At 73.2% G+C, this 15,680-nt stretch carries 15 protein-coding genes and 1 pseudogene; 6 read left to right on the plus strand and 10 right to left on the minus strand.

What is annotated here, in order from left to right; all coding sequences use genetic code 11:
* Window positions 1–32: 32 nt before the first annotated feature.
* The 4 genes and pseudogenes from G127AT_RS00955 to hrcA form a co-directional block, all read right to left on the minus strand.
* Complete coding sequence (locus G127AT_RS00955; protein WP_210898920.1) at window positions 33–383, minus strand: HIT domain-containing protein; 351 nt, start codon at window positions 381–383, stop codon at window positions 33–35.
* 29 nt (window positions 384–412) lie between these two features.
* Window positions 413–1,144, minus strand: coding sequence for a 16S rRNA (uracil(1498)-N(3))-methyltransferase (locus tag G127AT_RS00960; RefSeq protein WP_210898922.1), 732 nt, complete (start codon window positions 1,142–1,144; stop codon window positions 413–415).
* Between the two features lie 11 nt (window positions 1,145–1,155).
* A pseudogene (dnaJ, locus tag G127AT_RS00965) lies at window positions 1,156–2,255 on the minus strand (molecular chaperone DnaJ).
* Window positions 2,256–2,308: 53 nt separating this feature from the next.
* Entirely contained in the window at window positions 2,309–3,352 is a 1,044-nt protein-coding gene (gene hrcA, locus G127AT_RS00970; RefSeq protein WP_210898924.1) for a heat-inducible transcriptional repressor HrcA, read from the minus strand.
* A gap of 134 nt (window positions 3,353–3,486) precedes the next feature.
* On the opposite strand from hrcA, the gene G127AT_RS00975 reads away from it, so the two are divergent.
* Entirely contained in the window at window positions 3,487–3,870 is a 384-nt protein-coding gene (locus G127AT_RS00975) for a DUF4870 domain-containing protein (RefSeq protein ID WP_210898926.1), read from the plus strand.
* A 93-nt stretch (window positions 3,871–3,963) separates the two neighbouring features.
* Entirely contained in the window at window positions 3,964–4,368 is a 405-nt protein-coding gene (locus G127AT_RS00980) for a DUF4870 domain-containing protein (protein ID WP_210898927.1), read from the plus strand.
* 70 nt (window positions 4,369–4,438) lie between these two features.
* On the opposite strand, the gene hemW is transcribed toward G127AT_RS00980, so the two are convergent.
* The 3 genes from hemW to lepA are packed head-to-tail and all read right to left on the minus strand — an operon-like array spanning window position 4,439 to window position 8,183.
* The gene (gene hemW / locus G127AT_RS00985; RefSeq protein ID WP_210898929.1) at window positions 4,439–5,665 is read right to left on the minus strand and encodes a radical SAM family heme chaperone HemW; all 1,227 of its coding nucleotides are present in this window, start codon (window positions 5,663–5,665) and stop codon (window positions 4,439–4,441) included.
* Between the two features lie 2 nt (window positions 5,666–5,667).
* A complete protein-coding gene (locus G127AT_RS00990) occupies window positions 5,668–6,312 on the minus strand; it encodes a DUF1990 domain-containing protein (protein WP_210898931.1) in 645 nt (214 codons plus the stop codon).
* Window positions 6,313–6,326: 14 nt separating this feature from the next.
* Complete coding sequence (gene lepA / locus G127AT_RS00995; RefSeq protein WP_210898934.1) at window positions 6,327–8,183, minus strand: translation elongation factor 4; 1,857 nt, start codon at window positions 8,181–8,183, stop codon at window positions 6,327–6,329.
* A gap of 90 nt (window positions 8,184–8,273) precedes the next feature.
* On the opposite strand from lepA, the gene G127AT_RS01000 reads away from it, so the two are divergent.
* The 4 genes from G127AT_RS01000 to rpsT all read left to right on the plus strand — a co-directional run bounded on the left by G127AT_RS01000 (window position 8,274) and on the right by rpsT (window position 11,264).
* Window positions 8,274–9,506, plus strand: a complete 1,233-nt coding sequence (locus G127AT_RS01000) for a sensor histidine kinase (RefSeq protein WP_210898937.1) — start codon at window positions 8,274–8,276, stop codon at window positions 9,504–9,506.
* Entirely contained in the window at window positions 9,503–10,120 is a 618-nt protein-coding gene (locus G127AT_RS01005; RefSeq protein WP_210898938.1) for a response regulator, read from the plus strand. The genes G127AT_RS01000 and G127AT_RS01005 overlap by 4 nt, the downstream gene beginning before the upstream one ends.
* A 3-nt stretch (window positions 10,121–10,123) precedes the next feature.
* Window positions 10,124–10,861 (plus strand): alpha/beta fold hydrolase, encoded by a 738-nt coding sequence (locus G127AT_RS01010; protein WP_244857669.1) that lies wholly within the window; start codon window positions 10,124–10,126, stop codon window positions 10,859–10,861.
* Window positions 10,862–11,003: 142 nt separating this feature from the next.
* Window positions 11,004–11,264, plus strand: coding sequence for a 30S ribosomal protein S20 (gene rpsT, locus G127AT_RS01015; RefSeq protein ID WP_210898941.1), 261 nt, complete (start codon window positions 11,004–11,006; stop codon window positions 11,262–11,264).
* Between the two features lie 106 nt (window positions 11,265–11,370).
* Here rpsT and holA read toward each other — a convergent pair whose 3' ends face one another.
* Genes holA through G127AT_RS01030 form a run of 3 tightly spaced genes read right to left on the minus strand, consistent with a single transcriptional unit; the run spans window position 11,371 to window position 15,643 of the window.
* A complete protein-coding gene (gene holA, locus G127AT_RS01020) occupies window positions 11,371–12,357 on the minus strand; it encodes a DNA polymerase III subunit delta (RefSeq protein ID WP_244857847.1) in 987 nt (328 codons plus the stop codon).
* Window positions 12,306–14,951, minus strand: coding sequence for a ComEC/Rec2 family competence protein (locus tag G127AT_RS01025; protein WP_210898942.1), 2,646 nt, complete (start codon window positions 14,949–14,951; stop codon window positions 12,306–12,308). Before G127AT_RS01025 ends, holA begins: the two co-directional genes overlap by 52 nt.
* Window positions 14,948–15,643 carry a ComEA family DNA-binding protein gene (locus G127AT_RS01030; RefSeq protein WP_210898943.1) on the minus strand — a complete coding sequence of 232 codons (696 nt, stop codon included), beginning with the start codon at window positions 15,641–15,643 and terminating at the stop codon, window positions 14,948–14,950. Before G127AT_RS01030 ends, G127AT_RS01025 begins: the two co-directional genes overlap by 4 nt.
* Window positions 15,644–15,680: the final 37 nt, after the last annotated feature.

Consider the following 15,680-nt stretch of genomic DNA (forward strand, 5'->3'; position numbering starts at 1 on the left):
CGACGTGCAGGCGGACCTCGGACCCCGGAATCTCAGACTCCGCCAAGCGAGGCCTCCTCGAGCCCGCCGGCGAGCACATGCGCGTGCACGTGGAACACCGTCTGGCCGGCGCCGGCGCCGGAGTTGAACACGAGCCGGAAGTCGCCGTCGGCCTGCTCGTCGGCGATCCGCTTCGCCGCGGCGACCATCTCGGCCAGCAGCGCCGGGTCGGCGGCGGCGAGTTCGACGACGTCGCGGTACGCCTCGGTCTTCGGCGTCACGACGATGTGCACGGGAGCCTTCGGCGCGATGTCGCGGAACGCGATCAACCGCTCGTCCTCGAAGACGATGTCGGCTGGGATCTCGCGGGCGATGATGCGGCTGAACACCGAGGGTTCTGACATGCCTTCCATCCTATGGCCGGGGGCCCGCCTCACCAGCGGCCGAGCCGCGCGGCGAGCACCGCGATCGCGGCCGGCCCGGCCGTGGAGGTGCGCAGCACCTCCGGCCCGAGCCGCACCGCTTCGGCGCCGGCCGCGCCGAGCGCCTCGAGCTCGCCCGGGTCGATGCCTCCCTCGGGGCCGACGACGAGGACGAGCTCGCGCCCGTCGGGCTCGAGCCCCGCCAGGGGGGCGGATGCGGTCGGTTCGAGCAGCAGCACGCGGCGGCCGGCGAGGAGCGCGGGCAGTTCGTGCGTCGAGGCGACCGGGTGCACCTCCGGCATCCACGCCCGCATCGACTGCTTCGTCGCCTCGCGGGCGATGGATGCCCAGCGCTCCCGGCCCTTGGCGGCCTTCGGCCCCTCCCAGCGCGAGACGGAGCGCCTGGCCGCCCACGGCACGATCTCGTCGACGCCGAGCTCGGTGGCCGCCTGCACGGCGAGCTCGTCGCGGCCGCCCTTGGCCAGGGCCTGCACGAGCACGATGCGGGTGCCCGGGGCATCCACCCGCCGCACCGAGACGACGCGGACCGTGAGGCGTTTCGGCTCGACGGATTCGACGACGCCGTCCACGATGGTGCCCCGGCCGTCGCCGATCGCGACCTGCTCGCCGACGCGGATGCGCGCGACGGTCGCCGCATGCCGCGCCTCGTCGCCGGCGAGCTCGACCGCGTCGCCCGGGCGGATGCCGTCGCCGAGCGATTCGTCGAGGTAGAGGTTCGCCATGCGCGCCCCGTTCAGGCCCGGAACTTGTCGCGGAGCTTGGCGAACAGCCCCTGCTGGAAATGCGCGAGCTTCGGCGCGGGCGCCTTCTGCGCACGGCGGAACTGCTCGATGAGCTCGCGCTCCTTGCCCGACAGCTTCGACGGCGTGACGACGTGCACGCCGATGCGGAGGTCGCCGCGGCCGGAGCCGCGGAGCTTGGTGATGCCGCGATCGCGCACCGTGATGATCTCGCCCGACTGCACGCCCGGCTTCACCTCGACCTCGACGTCGCCGTCGAGGGCCTCGATCGTCGCCGTGGCGCCGAGCACCGCATCCGGCATCGAGACCTCGAGGGTGGCGAGGAGGTCGTCGCCGTTGCGACTGAAGACCTCGTGGCCGCGCACCTTGATCTCCAGGTACAGGTCGCCGTTCGGGCCGCCGGCCGGGCCCGCCTCGCCCGAACCGGGCATCTGGATGCGGTTGCCCGTGTCGACGCCCGCGGGGATGTCGACGGGCACCGTGCGACGCGCACGCACGCGGCCCTGACCCTGGCAGGTGACGCACGGGGTGGCGATGATCGTGCCGTAGCCGCGGCAGGTGCCGCACGGGCTCGACGTCATCACATTGCCGAGCAGCGAACGCACCGAACGCTGGATGGAGCCGGTGCCGTGGCAGATGTCGCAGGTGACGGGCGCGGTGCCGGGTTGGCAGCAGGAGCCGTGGCAGGTGTCGCACACGATCGCCGTGTCGACCTCCAGGTCGCGGTGGGTGCCGAAGATCACCTCGTCGAGGTCGACCTCGACGCGCAGCAGCGCATCCTGTCCGCGTTCGCGCCGGCTCTTCGGCCCCCGCGTCTGCCCCCGCCCCCGCCGAAGAAGGTCTCGAAGATGTCGCCGAAGCCGCCGAAGCCGCCCTGGCTGAACCCGCCCTGGCCGCCCAGGTCGTACTGCTCGCGCTGACGCGGGTCCGAGAGCACGTCGTAGGCGTGGGTGACGAGCTTGAAGCGTTCGGCCGCATCCGCCCCCGGGTTCACATCGGGGTGCAGTTCGCGCGCAAGCCGGCGGTAGGCCTTCTTGATCTCGTCGGGGGTGGCCTCGCGGGAGACGCCGAGGACCTCGTAGTGGTCAGCCAAGAGCGGCAAGTCCTTTCATGGGGTGGTGCGTGCGGGCGCTTCGCGGGCCCGCGTCAGCTGTCGCCGAGCAGCCGGGACAGATACCGGGCGACGGCCCGGACGGCGGCCATGTTGGTCGAGTAGTCCATGCGGGTCGGCCCGAGCACGCCGAGGCGTGCGAGCTCGCGACCCGGCGCGGCGAAACTGCTCGCGACGACGGAGGTCTCGCCGAGCCCGAACGGCGCGTTCTCGCGGCCGATCGAGACGGTCACGCCGCCCTGCTCCTCGGCCATCTCGCCGAAGAGGCGCAGCACGACCGCCTGCTCCTCGATGGCCTCGAGGATGTCGAGGATGCTGCCGCCGAAGTCCTGTTCGGTGCGCACGAGGTTCGCCGCACCGGCCACGACGAGCTTCTCGGCTCGCTGGCCGCGGGCCTGGACGGCGAGGGAGGCCCGCACGCGTGCGATGAGCCCGGCGTGCTCGGGGAGGCCGAGGTCGTCGTCGGCGCCGAGGGCGCGTTCAGCGTCGCGGACCTCGAGGCCGCCGAGCAGGCGGTTCAGGCGTTCGCGGATGCGGCCGAGCGCCTCGGCATCCACCGTCGCGTCATCCGTCGCCTCCGGCTCGGCGAGGTCGACGATGCGCTGGTCGACATGCCCGGCATCGGTGATCAGCATGACGAGCAGCCGGCCGCCGCCGAGGTCGATGAGCTCGACGTGGCGCACATGCGAGACGCCGAAGAGCGGCACCTGCACGACCGCGAGCTGACGGGTCAGCTGCGACATGAGCCGCACGGTGCGGGCGAGGAGCTCGTCGAGGTCGGCAGAGCCGCCGAGGAAGGCCTCGATCGCGTGCCGCTGCACCGGGCTCAGCGGGCGGACGTCGGCGAGCCGGTCGACGAAGAGGCGGTAGCCCTTGTCGGTGGGGATGCGGCCGGAGGAGGTGTGCGGCGCCTCGATGAGCGCCTCTTCTTCGAGCAGCGCCATGTCGTTGCGGATCGTCGCCGCCGAGACCCCGAAGGAGTGGCGGTCGACGATCGTCTTCGAGCCGACCGGTTCGCGGGAGGCGACGTAGTCCTGCACGATCGCGCGAAGCACGGCGAGCCGACGTTCCGAGACCATCGCCCAGGCTCCCTCCGTTAGCACTCCGCACGACTGAGTGCCAATCCTATCGCGTCCGGCGGGCCGCGCGGGCTACGCTCGACACTCGCGCCGCGTCGTGCGCCATCCTTCGCGTTTTCGAAAGGTACTCCTCCATGTCCGATCACGGCCAACCGGCATCCGGCGCCCCGCTCACGCGCGAGCAGGATGTGCAGTGGGGCTCGCTCGCGCACCTCGGCGGCATCCTCAGCTTCCTGCCGAGCCTCATCATCTGGCTCGTCTTCAAGGATCGCGGCCCCTTCACCGACCGGGAGGCGAAAGAGGCCCTGAACTTCCAGATCACCCTCCTCATCGCCATGATCGTGCTGAACATCGCCGTCGGCATCCTCACCGTCGTGAGCTTCGGGATCCTCGGCTTCCTCGGCTTCCTGACGTGGATCCCGTGGGCGATCGGCGTCGTCTTCTCGATCCTCGCGTTCATGCGCACCCGCGACGGCGCTCCCTACCGCTACCCGTTCGCGTTCCGCTTCATCCGCTGACGCGCACACCACCCCTCGCGGCGGGGCGGGGTGCTGTGCCAGCATGAACGGAGGAGCACTCGCCGCACCGGCGAGCCGATAGGAGAGATCGACATGTCGAACACACCGCCTCCTCCCCCGCCGCCGTCGGCACCGCCGCCTCCGCCGCAGAACCCCTATCAGCAGAGCCAGCCGCTCAGCCCGGCCGACGAGAAGCTGTGGGCGACGCTCATCCACATCGGCGGCATCCTCTTCGGATTCCTGCCGGCGCTCATCGGCTACCTCGTGCTGAAGGATCGGGGGCCGTTCATCCGCGGCCACTCCGCGACGGCCCTGAACTTCCAGATCACGCTGCTCATCGCATACGTGGTCGGGTGGATCACCACGTTCATCGTCATCGGGTTCATCATCCTGGCCGCGGCCTGGGTGTGCTCGATCGTGTTCGGCATCATCGCCGCCGTCAAGGCCAACCAGGGCCAGCCATACGTCTACCCCATCGCGATCCGGTTCGTGAGCTGAGCGAACGGCCGATCGGGTCGAAGCCCGCCGCCCAGCAGGGCCGGCGGGCTTCGTCGTGCAAGGCGGCCGTTCAGTCGCCGAGCAGGCGCCGTACGACCGCGTCGGCGAGCAGCCGGCCGCGGAGCGTCAGGGTGAGCCGCCCGCCGAGGGCGGGGCGGGCGTCGACGAGCCCGTCGGCGATGAGGCCGGCCACCGCATGCCGGCCCGCCTCGGCGAGCGAGGCGATCTCCAGCCCCTCGCGGATCCGGCTCTGCAGCAGCACCCGCTCCGTCTCGCGGGTCGCCACGTCGAGCGTCTCGCGCCCCACGGCCGGCGACACGCCTGCGGCGAGCCGTTCGGCGTAGGCGGCGGGATGCTTCGCGTTCCACCACCGAACGCCGCCGACGTGGCTGTGGGCGCCCGGGCCGACGCCCCACCAGTCGTCGCCGCGCCAGTAGCCGAGGTTGTGCCGCGAGCGGTGCTCTCGCCCGCGCGCCCAGTTGCTGACCTCGTACCAGTCGTAGCCGGCACCGTCGAGACGTTCGTCGGCGAGCTCGTACATGTCGGCCTCGAGGTCGTCATCGGGGGTGGCGACCTCGCCGCGGCGGATCTGCCGGGCGAGCTTCGTGCCGTCTTCGACGATCAGGGCGTAGGCGCTCAGGTGATCGGGTTCGGCCGCGAGTGCCGCGTCGAGGCTCGCCCGCCAGTCCTCCAGCGTCTCGCCGGGGGTGCCGTAGATGAGGTCGAGGCTGACGTCGAGGCCGGCATCCCGCGCCCAGCGGACGACCTCGGGCACGCGCTCGGGGTCGTGCGTGCGGTCGAGGGTGGCCAGCACCCTCGGCACCGCCGACTGCATCCCGAACGAGACACGGGTGAAGCCGCCCTCGCGCAGACGCACGAGGTCGTCCGGGCCGACGGAGTCGGGGTTCGCCTCGGTCGTGACCTCGGCGCCGTCGGCGAGGCCGAACTCGTCCCGCACCGCCCCGAGCATCCGCACGAGGTCGCCGGCCGGCAGCAGGGTCGGCGTACCGCCGCCGAAGAACACCGTCGACGCGGCCCGGGCGGGCAGACCCGAACGCTCCAGCACGCCCGCCGACATCCGCACCTCGGAGATCGCGTGGTCGGCGTAATCGGCCTGCCGCGCCCCGCGCAGTTCGCTCGCCGTGTACGTGTTGAAGTCGCAGTATCCGCAGCGCACGATGCAGAACGGCACGTGCAGGTACACGCCGAAGGCGCGATCGGCGGCACCCTCGGCCGCCTGGCCGGGCAGCAGGCCGTCCGCGGGCGCCGGGTCGCCGAGCGGCAGGGGCCCGGCCATGCCTAGAGCCCGCCGGCCGGATGCAGGGCGCGCAGCTGGCGTTTCGTGAGCTCCTCGCGGCGGCGGCGGAGCACCGGGCCGAGTCCGCCGCGGCCCCCGGCCCGACGGTAGATCGACCGGATCGTGAGCCACACCGTGTCGTCTTCGCGATGCTCGAGCACGAAGGACTCCTCGCCGCGCTCGGGGCCGGCCATCGTGCCGTAGGCGTAGCCGACGCGGTCGGGCTCGTCGACGACGTAGACGACGAGCACCGGCACCTGGTGACGACGGTGCAGGCCCTGGCGCGGATGCCGCAGCTTCGCCGTCATGCCGGGGGCGATGAACGGAACACCCCGGGCGTCGTAGCGCGGCCCGGAGCGGTCGGGCCGTTCCATGGACGGCGTGCCGTCGGCCGCGTAGGCGACGCCGACGTACTCGGTGCCGCTGCCCTCGGAGATGTCGGTGATGAGCAGGCCCGCGCCCTCCTGCACCCCCCACGTCATGAGCGCTTCGGAGGTGCGCTCGAACCGCTCCCGGCCGCTGCCGATGCGCACGGACTGCTCGTTGGGGCGGAAGCCGGCCGGCGGGTAGCGCAGCAGATCGGGGTCGAGGGTCGCCCCGATGGCCCCGTAGTTCACGGACTGATCGGTGAAGGTGCTGCGTCGCACGTGCCGCCTCCTGTCTACTTCTTCTCTTTCTTCGTTTCGGTCTCGCCGCTCAGGGCGGCGATGAAGGCCTCTTGCGGCACCTCGACGCGACCGACCATCTTCATGCGCTTCTTGCCCTCCTTCTGCTTCTCGAGCAGCTTGCGCTTGCGGGTGATGTCGCCGCCGTAGCACTTGGCCAGGACGTCCTTCCGCATCGCGCGGATGTTCTCGCGAGCGATGATGCGGGCGCCGATCGCCGCCTGGATGGGCACTTCGAACTGCTGGCGCGGGATGAGCTTGCGGAGCCGCTCGGCCATCATCGTGCCGTACGCGTACGCCTTGTCGCGGTGCACGATCGCGCTGAACGCGTCGACCTGCTCGCCCTGCAGCAGGATGTCGACCTTGACGAGGTCGCTGGCCTGCTCGCCGGCGGGCTCGTAATCGAGGCTCGCATAGCCGGCCGTCTTCGACTTCAGCTGGTCGAAGAAGTCGAAGACGATCTCGCCGAGCGGGATCGTGTAGCGGATCTCGACCCGGTCCTCGCCGAGGTACTCCATGCCGAGCAGGGTGCCGCGGCGCGACTGGCAGAGTTCCATGATCGTGCCGACGTAATCCTTCGGGGCGAGGATCGCCGCCTTCACGACGGGCTCGCTCACCTCGACGATCTTCGCGCCCGTCGGGAACTCGCTCGGGTTGGTGACGGTGACCTGCTTGCCGTCCTCGGTGGTGACCTCGTAGGGCACGCTCGGTGCCGTCGCGATGATGTCGAGGCCGAACTCGCGCTGCAGGCGCTCGGTGACGATCTCGAGGTGCAGCAGGCCGAGGAAGCCGCAGCGGAAGCCGAAGCCGAGGGCGACGGAGGTCTCCGGCTCGTAGACGAGCGCCGCATCCGAGAGCTTCAGCTTGTCGAGGGCCTCGCGGAGCTCCGGGTAGTCGCTCGCGTCGATCGGATAGATGCCGGAGAACACCATCGGCAACGGTTCGGTGTAGCCCGGCAGCGCCTCGTCCGCCGGCTTCGCCGCGGTCGTCACGGTGTCGCCGACCTTGGACTGACGCACGTCCTTCACCCCGGTGATGAGGTAGCCGACCTCGCCGACGCCGAGCCCCTTCGACGGGGTCGGTTCCGGCGAGGAGACGCCGATCTCGAGGATCTCGTGGGTGGCCTTGGTCGACATCATCTGGATGCGTTCGCGCGGGCCGAGGGCGCCGTCGACCATGCGCACGTAGGTGACGACGCCGCGGTAGGCGTCGTAGACGGAGTCGAAGATCATCGCCCGGGCGGGTGCACCGGCGTCGCCGGTCGGTGCCGGGATCCGCTCGACGACGCGGTCGAGCAGCTCTTCGACGCCGATGCCCGTCTTGCCGGAGACGCGCAGCACGTCGTCGGGGCTGCCGCCGATGAGGTCGGCGAGCTCGCGCGCGTACTTGTCGGGGTCGGCGGCGGGCAGGTCGATCTTGTTCAGCACCGGGATGATCTCGAGGTCGTTCTCGAGGGCGAGGTAGAGGTTCGCGAGGGTCTGCGCCTCGATGCCCTGCGCGGCATCCACGAGCAGGATCGCTCCCTCGCACGCGGCGAGCGAGCGGGAGACCTCGTAGGAGAAGTCGACGTGCCCGGGGGTGTCGATCATGTTCAGGGCGTACGCGGTGCCGTCCAGCTGCCACGGCATCCGCACCGCCTGGCTCTTGATCGTGATGCCGCGCTCGCGCTCGATGTCCATGCGATCGAGGTACTGGGCGCGCATGTCGCGATCGGCGACGACGCCCGTGACGCCGAGCATGCGGTCGGCGAGCGTCGACTTGCCGTGGTCGATGTGCGCGATGATGCAGAAGTTGCGGATCAGCGCAGGGTCGGTGGCGGCTGGCACCGGCGGATTGGCGGCTCTCGGAGACATCCCGTCGATTCTCCCATGAAGCGCGGCGGCGTCCACTCCCGTCCATCCTTCGGATGCCCCGCGCCGGACCGCCGGGCTACGCTCGGGATCATGGCCGCCTTCGACGCCGCGCCGGCCCCGGCGAGCGGGCACACCGGCCGCTCAGCCCTGCATCCCGTGTTCGTGTCGATGCGGGCGGGTCTGCACCTGCTGCTCGTCGGCCTCGCGGTCTTCGTCGTCGTGCGCGCCGTGCTCGGCCGCGGGCCGGAGATGTGGGCGATTGTGGGGTTCTCTGCGGCGTTCCTCGCCTGGTACCTCGTGGGAGTGCAGGTCGCCAGGCGGGCCAGGCCGGCGTGGGTTCGGGCGGGGTGGATGCTCGTGCTCCTCGCCCTGTGGGCCGCGCTCGGCCTCCTCACGCCCGATGCGGCGTTCCTGGCCTTCCCCCTCTTCTTCCTCGAACTGCACGTGCTGCCGGTGCGGGCGGGCGTGCCGCTCGTGCTGCTGACGTTCCTGCTGTCGATCTGGAGCTCCGGCCACCACCTCGGCTACGAACCCGGCAGCGTCCTCGGCCCCCTCATCAGCGCGGGCGTCGCGATCGTCATCGGCCTCGGGTATCGGGCGATGTCGCGCGAGGCCGCCGAACGCCAGGCCCTCATCCTCGACCTCGTCGCCACCCGCGAGGAGCTGCAGGCGGCGTCGCGGGAGGCCGGCAGCCTCGCCGAACGGGAGCGCCTGGCCCGCGAGATCCACGACACCGTCGCGCAGGGCCTGTCGAGCATCCAGATGCTGCTGCACGCCGCCGAACGCGACGTCGCCGACGCATCCACCCGCCAGCGTCTCGCACTCGCCCGCGAGCAAGCGGCCGTGAACCTCGCCGAGACGCGCCGTTTCATCGCCGAGCTCACCCCGCCCTCGCTCGACGAGCACACGCTGCCGAATGCGCTCGCGCGGCTCGTGCGGGTCACGAACGAGCAGTCGGAGCAGTCGGGCGGCGGGGCGCTCGTCGTCTTCCGCACCGACGGCGAACCGGTCGCGCTGCCGATGACGATCGAGGCGACGCTGCTGCGGATCGCACAGGGATCGCTGGCGAACGTCGTGCAGCATGCCGAGGCGGGCCGGGCCGTCGTCACCCTCGGGTACGAGGACGATGCGGTGGCGCTCGACGTGCGCGACGACGGGGCCGGCTTCGACGGTTCGCGGGCGGATGCCGGTGCGGGCCCGTCGTTCGGGCTCCGCGCCATCCGGCAGCGCGCCGAAGCCCTCGGCGGCCGCTTCGCCCTCGAGACGGCACCCGGCGAGGGCACCGCCGTCTCGGTCCGTATCCCGCTCGGGGGGCGGCCGTGATCCGCATCCTGCTCGCCGACGACCACCCGGTGGTGCGCGCCGGTATCCGCGCCATGCTCGAAACCGAGACCGACGTCCAGGTCGTCGGCGAGGCGGCGACCGCCGAAGACGCCGTCGCGCGTGCCGCAGCCGGCGGCATCGACCTCGTGCTCATGGATCTGCAGTTCCCGGGCGCGATGCAGGGCGCCGAGGCGACCCGCCGCATCCGCCGCGACGGGTCGGCACGCGTGCTCGTGCTCACGAACTACGACACCGACGCCGACATCCTCGGCGCCATCGAGGCCGGCGCGAGCGGCTACCTGCTGAAGGACGCCCCGCCCGGCGAACTCGCCGCGGCCGTGCGCGCCGCCGCGGCCGGCGAGTCGGCCCTCGCCCCCGGCATCGCCTCGCGCCTCGGCGCCTCGGCCGCCGAACCGCGGCTCACGGCACGGGAAGCGGAGGTGCTCGCCCTCGTCGCCGAGGGCCGCAGCAACCGTGACATCGGCCGTGTCCTCTTCCTCAGCGAGGCGACCGTGAAGTCGCATCTCGTGCACACCTTCACGAAGCTCGGCGTCGGCTCGCGCACCGCCGCCGTCGCGCGCGGCCGCGAACTCGGCGCGATCCGGGGAGGCTGAGGCGTGATCCGCACCCGCGTCGTGTTCGTCCACGGCATCCGCACCTCCGCGACGATGTGGCGCGGCCAGCTCGCCGCCCTCGACCGGCACGGCGTCGACGCACGCGCCGTTGACCTGCCCGGCCACGGCGCACGCCTCGGCGAGGAGTTCACGATCGATGCCGCGATGGATGCCGTGGGCGCCGCCGTCTCGGCCGCGCACGGCGACGACCGCGCACCCGTGCTGCTCGTCGGGCTCTCGCTCGGCGGCTACCTCGCGATGGAGTACGCAGGGCGCGAACCGGCATCGATCGACGGCCTCGTCGCCGCCGCCTGCGGAACCCTGCCCCGCGGCGGCGGCCTCGCCGCCTACCGGGCCGCCGCCGGCCTCGTGCACCGGCTGCCCGACCACGGCCTCGCCCTGAACCGCCGCATGGCCGGACTCTTCCTGCCGCCCGCGGCCGCCGTCGACATCGAAGCCGGCGGCGTCGCCCTCGAGGTCATGTCACCAGCCCTCACCGCCGTCGGCGGCCTCGACCCGCTCGCCTCCCTCGCCCGCTACCCCGGACCGGTGTGGTTCGTGAACGGCGCCCTCGACCACTTCCGCGCCGACGAACGCACCCTGCTCCGCGCCGCCGCCGACGCCCGCCTCGTCATCGTGCCCGGCGCCACCCACCTCGTCAGCCTCACCCACCCCGAGGCGTTCACCGACACCGTCCTCGGCGCCGTCGCCGAGGTCGAGCGGCGCGCGGCGCTGCGATAGCCGCGCTGGCGAGGCGGGCCGGGGCCTGGTATCGTTGCCTGTTGGCTTGCGTGTGGGTCCCACCCCGCACGAAACGCCGGCCCGGCGCCCCTCTACCGTCGGCCGGCAGACCGGTACCCGCACGAGAACGAAAGAACACCACGTGGCAAACATCAAGTCGCAGATCAAGCGCATCCGCACCAACCAGAAGGCGCAGGAGCGCAACAAGGCCGTCAAGAGCGAGCTCAAGACGGTCGTCCGCTCGGCTCGCGAGGCCATCGCCTCGGGCGACAAGGAGAAGGCAACCGCCGCCGTGCGCGTCGCCTCCCGCAAGCTCGACAAGGCCGTGAGCAAGGGCGTCATCCACCAGAACCAGGCCGCGAACCGCAAGTCGGCGATCGCGAAGCAGGCCGCCGCGCTCTGACGCGCAGCACCGTCGAACGGCCCCGTCCTCGGACGGGGCCGTTTCACGTTCCCGGGGCGGATGAGCGGGGTGGATGCTTGGACGGCCGGCCCGGCGAAGACGCCGATTAGGCGCGGGTCGTGCCCTTGGCGGCGATCACGCCGATGAGGCGCTCCACGGCGAACACGGGGTCGCGGCCGGCGCCCTTCACCTGCGCGTCCGCCTCCGCGAGGGCCTCGACGGCGGCGGCGAGGCCCCGATCTGTCCAGCCCGACAGGTCGCGCTTGGCGCGATCCACCTGCCACGGGGCGAGCCCGAGGCTCGAAGCGATCTGACCCGAGGGGCCCCGCGAGCCCGACACCTTCGCCATCGTGCGGATCTTCATCGCGAACGCCGCGACGATCGGCACCGGCTCGGCACCCGTATCCAGCGCCTGGCGGAGCGCGATGAGCGCGTCGCCGCGTCGGCCGGCGATCGCCGCATCCGCCACCGTGAACGCCGTCGTCTCGACCCGGCCCGCGTAGTAGCGATCGACGATCGCCTCGGTGATCTCACCGCTCGTGTCGGCCACGAGCTGCCGGCACGCCGACGACAGTTCGGCCAGATCGTCGCCGAACGCCGAGACGAGTGCCCGCACGGCGCCCGGCGTCGCCCGCCGGTTCTCGCCGCGGAACTCGGCGCGCACGAAATCCTGCTTCTCGGCGTCCTTCTTCAGTTCGGCGCAAACGATCTCGATGCCGCCGCCGGCACCGCCGCGGATCGCATCCAGCAGCTTCTTGCCGCGCTGCCCGCCGCCATGCCGCAGCACGAGCGTCGTCGAATCGTCGGGCGCCTCGAGGTAGGCGAGGGCGTCTTCGAGGAAGTCGTCGCTCGCTTTCTCCACCCGGGCCACCCGGATGAGACGCGGCTCGCCGAACAGGGATGGGCTCGCGAGGGTCAGCAGCTCGCCGCGACCGTAGCCGTCGGCCTCGAGGTCGCTGACCTCCAGGGACGCATCCTCGCTGCGGAGGAAGTCGCGCAGCCGCCCGATGGCCTGCTCGGCCAGGAACGATTCGGGGCCGCTCACGAGTACGACGGGGGCCGGGCGCACCTCGTTCCAGGTGAGCTGCGGGATCTTCGCGGCGCTCTTGGCCCCGGTCTTCGCCCCGCCGCGTGCACCACCCCTGCCGCTCGTCCGTCCCGCCACGGCGCCTCCCTCCTCGCGGGCCGCCGCATGCGATCCGCCGCATCAAGTGTACGAGCGACCGCCGACCCGGCCGGGCCCTCCTGCGATGCCCGCTCCGTCCACACCTCGAAACCGGTGTCGGCGGCGGCGGCGAGGGCGATCGTGCCGGAGCGGTCCGTGCGGAGCACGCGCGTGCCCGCGTCGGCGAGCATCCCGAGGGCGGATGCCGTGGGGTGCCCGTACCCGTTGTCGGCGCCGACCCCGACGAGCCCGATGCCGGCGCCCGCCTCACGGTACAGTTCGGCGGACTGATCGGCCGAGCCGTGATGGGCGACCTTCACGATGTCGTACGGGCCGCCGACGCCCTCGCGGAGCAGCCGCCGTTGCGCCTGCTCGCCGAGGTCGCCGAGCAGCAGCATGCGGATGCCGGCGACGTCCGCGGCGAGGACGATGCTCGCATCGTTGCCCGGCTCCGCACCGGCATCGGCCGGCCAGAGCACCCGCCAGGTCACGCCGCCGGCCGCACCCTGATCGCCGCGCACGGCATGCTCGACGCGCGCGCCGCCGCGTTCGAGCGGCTCGAGGGCATCGGCGGACCGCGAACCGTCCGGCGGCCCGGCGAGCACGACCCCGACATCGCCCGCGAGCGCGCTCGTGCCGCCGACATGGTCGTGATCCCAATGGGTGAGGACGAGGACGTCGACGCGGTCGATGCCGAGCAGCCGCCGGCAACGGTCGAGGGCGGCCGGATCGGGGCCGGTGTCGACCATCACGACGGCGTCGGCGCGGAGCACGACGGCATCGCCCTGCCCGACGTCGCACATCGCCACCGACCAGTCCGCCGGCCGCGACGCGCCGACGACGATGGGGCCGAGCCAGGCGCCGCCGAGCGGCACCGCGAGGGCCAGGGCGCCCGCGGTCGCCGCGGCGATCGTCGCCCGCCGGCTCCGCGCCCCGGCGAGCACCCAGCCGAGCGCGAGGGCCGCGACCCCCGCGAGGATCGCGCCGGCCGGACCCGGCAGCCACGGCATCCGCGCGCCCGGCAACTCGGCCGTGTATCTCGCGATCGCCGCGATCCACGCCGCCGGAACCCACGCGAGCTGCAGCAGCCACGCCCCGAGATGACCCGGCAGCGGCAGGAGGAGCGCCGCGACGAGCCCGACGACCGTGCCGATGGGCGCGGCCGGTGCGGCGAGGAGGTTCGCAGCGACGCCGACGAGCGCGAGCTCGGGTGCGAGCAGCACGAGCACGGGCTGGCAGGCGAGCTGGGCCGCCGCGGGGATCGCGAGGGCGGCGGCGAGCGGCACCGGCATCCACCGCGCGAGGCGCTCGGCCAGCGGGGTCGCGAGCAGCAGCAACCCGCCCGTCGCGAGCACCGAGAGGGCGAAGCCGTAGTCGCGCGACAGCCACGGATCGACGGCCAGCAAGCCGACCACGGCCAGGGCGAGGGCCGCGAGCCCACCGGCGCCGCGCCCGCTCGCAAGCCCGACGAGCACGATCGCGGCCATGACCGCGGCACGCACGACGCTCGCCTCGGGGGTGACGAGCACCACGAACGCGCCGAGCGCCGCAAGCGCGAACACGACCCTGGCGCCGCGCGGCAGCCGGAGCAGGGCGCCGAAAGCGAAGGCGGCGGCGGTCACAATTGTGCAGTTCGCGCCCGAAACTGCGGTGAGGTGACTGAGCGAGGACTGCTTCATCGCCTGATCGAGGGAATCGGAGACCAGCGAAGTGTCTCCGATCGCGAGGCCCGGCACGAGGGCGCCGCCGTCGCCGGCGAGCGTCGCGGCGGCGTCGTGCAGCCCGGCCCGGAGGGGTGCGGCCCAGGCGATCCAGAGCGGTGCGGATGCCGCCTGCCGAACCACCCCCGAAACACGGTACGCGGCCCGCTCCCCCGGCTCCTCGGCGCTCACCCGGCCCTCGACGGCGATGCGATCGCCGAGGCCCAGACGCGGCGCGCCAGAAAGCCCGCCCATCGCGACGACCGGGACCGGGGCGATCGGCCGGCCGTCGACGGCGACCGCGCGGCCCTCGGCGCGCACCGTCGTCTCGCCGCCGAAGCCGGCGAACGTCGACGGGGCGCCGTCGAGCTCGACGAGGAGCTCGGCGCGATCGGCACCGGCCAGCGGGGAGGCCTCGCGTGCGGCGAGGCCGGCGGCCGCCGCACTCGCGGTGAGCGCGGCCCCGGCGACGGCGACGGCGAGCACGGCCGCAAGGCGCACGAGGGGCGACTGCCCGCCATGCGGGTGCCGGGCGGCGCGCGCCCACCCGTCTCGCGGTGACCCGCCGCGCTCGAGCCCGCCGTGCGGGTGCCCGCCGCGCGCCCGCACCCGCGCGACGACGCCGATGGCGAGCAGCACGGCCACGAGCAGCCAGCAGCCGAGCGCCACCACCCACGCTGCCCCCGCTGCAAGCCCCGTCGCCGCCCAGGCGGCCGCCCAAGCGGCGACCGCGGGCGGCGCCAGGCCGGCGCGCTGACGCGGCAAGCCGGGGCGCGCGCGTTCGGCCGCCTGCTCCGGGGCGGCCCGCTCCCCCGTCGTCACACCCGCACGAGGCCCTCGAGGCCGGCGAGCACGGCCTCGCCGATCCCGGAGACCTCGTCGAGCTGGTCGACGCTCGTGAAGGGGCCGTTCGCCTCCCGCCAGGCGATGATGCGTTCAGCGAGCGCGGGGCCGATGCGCGGCAGGGTCTCGAGTGCGGCGGCATCCGCCCGGTTCAGGTCGACGACGCCGTCGGCGCCCCCGGCACCCGCGCCTCCGGCACCCGCACCGCCGGCCGCCGGGGCCTCGCCGACGACCGGCACCCGCAGCTGCTCGCCGTCCGCGACGGGGCCGGCGAGGTTCACCGCCTCCGCATCGGCGTCGTCGGCGAGCCCGCCGGCGGCGGCGACGGCATCCACGACCCGCGAGCCCGGTGCGAGCTCGACGATGCCGGGCGCGCGCACCGCGCCCGTGACGTGCACGAGCAGGGCGGGTGAGTCCGTCTCGGGCGCGGTCTCGGCAGGCGGTGAGCCCACGGCATCCACACCCGGCAGATGCTGCGTACCCCCGCCGCTCGCCGTCGCCGACACGACCGCCGAGACGCCGAGGGCCGCCAGGCACAGGACGATCGCGGCGCCGATGCCGAGCCGCACCCGCGGCGACGCCCGCCGGGCCGACGGCGCGAGTCGTTCGAAGACGTCGGGCTCTGCCTCAAGGGGCTCGTCGGCTGCGGGCGGCGGATCGTGAAGCGGCATTCCGGCAGGCTACGGCGCGGCCTCCGCCCCGCCCGGC

It is taken from the genome of Agromyces archimandritae, assembly GCF_018024495.1.
GTDB lineage: Bacteria > Actinomycetota > Actinomycetes > Actinomycetales > Microbacteriaceae > Agromyces > Agromyces archimandritae.

Excerpts from the sequence above, each read along its gene's own strand:
- G127AT_RS01030 (WP_210898943.1), bottom strand. The coding sequence starts at position 15,643 with ATGCCGCTTCACGATCCGCCGCCCGCAGCCGACGAGCCCCTTGAGGCA.
- G127AT_RS00980 (WP_210898927.1), top strand. The coding sequence starts at position 3,964 with ATGTCGAACACACCGCCTCCTCCCCCGCCGCCGTCGGCACCGCCGCCT.
- hemW (WP_210898929.1), bottom strand. The coding sequence starts at position 5,665 with ATGGCCGGGCCCCTGCCGCTCGGCGACCCGGCGCCCGCGGACGGCCTG.
- G127AT_RS00955 (WP_210898920.1), bottom strand. The coding sequence starts at position 383 with ATGTCAGAACCCTCGGTGTTCAGCCGCATCATCGCCCGCGAGATCCCA.
- lepA (WP_210898934.1), bottom strand. The coding sequence starts at position 8,183 with ATGTCTCCGAGAGCCGCCAATCCGCCGGTGCCAGCCGCCACCGACCCT.
- G127AT_RS00975 (WP_210898926.1), top strand. The coding sequence starts at position 3,487 with ATGTCCGATCACGGCCAACCGGCATCCGGCGCCCCGCTCACGCGCGAG.
- hrcA (WP_210898924.1), bottom strand. The coding sequence starts at position 3,352 with ATGGTCTCGGAACGTCGGCTCGCCGTGCTTCGCGCGATCGTGCAGGAC.
- G127AT_RS01000 (WP_210898937.1), top strand. The coding sequence starts at position 8,274 with ATGGCCGCCTTCGACGCCGCGCCGGCCCCGGCGAGCGGGCACACCGGC.
- G127AT_RS00960 (WP_210898922.1), bottom strand. The coding sequence starts at position 1,144 with ATGGCGAACCTCTACCTCGACGAATCGCTCGGCGACGGCATCCGCCCG.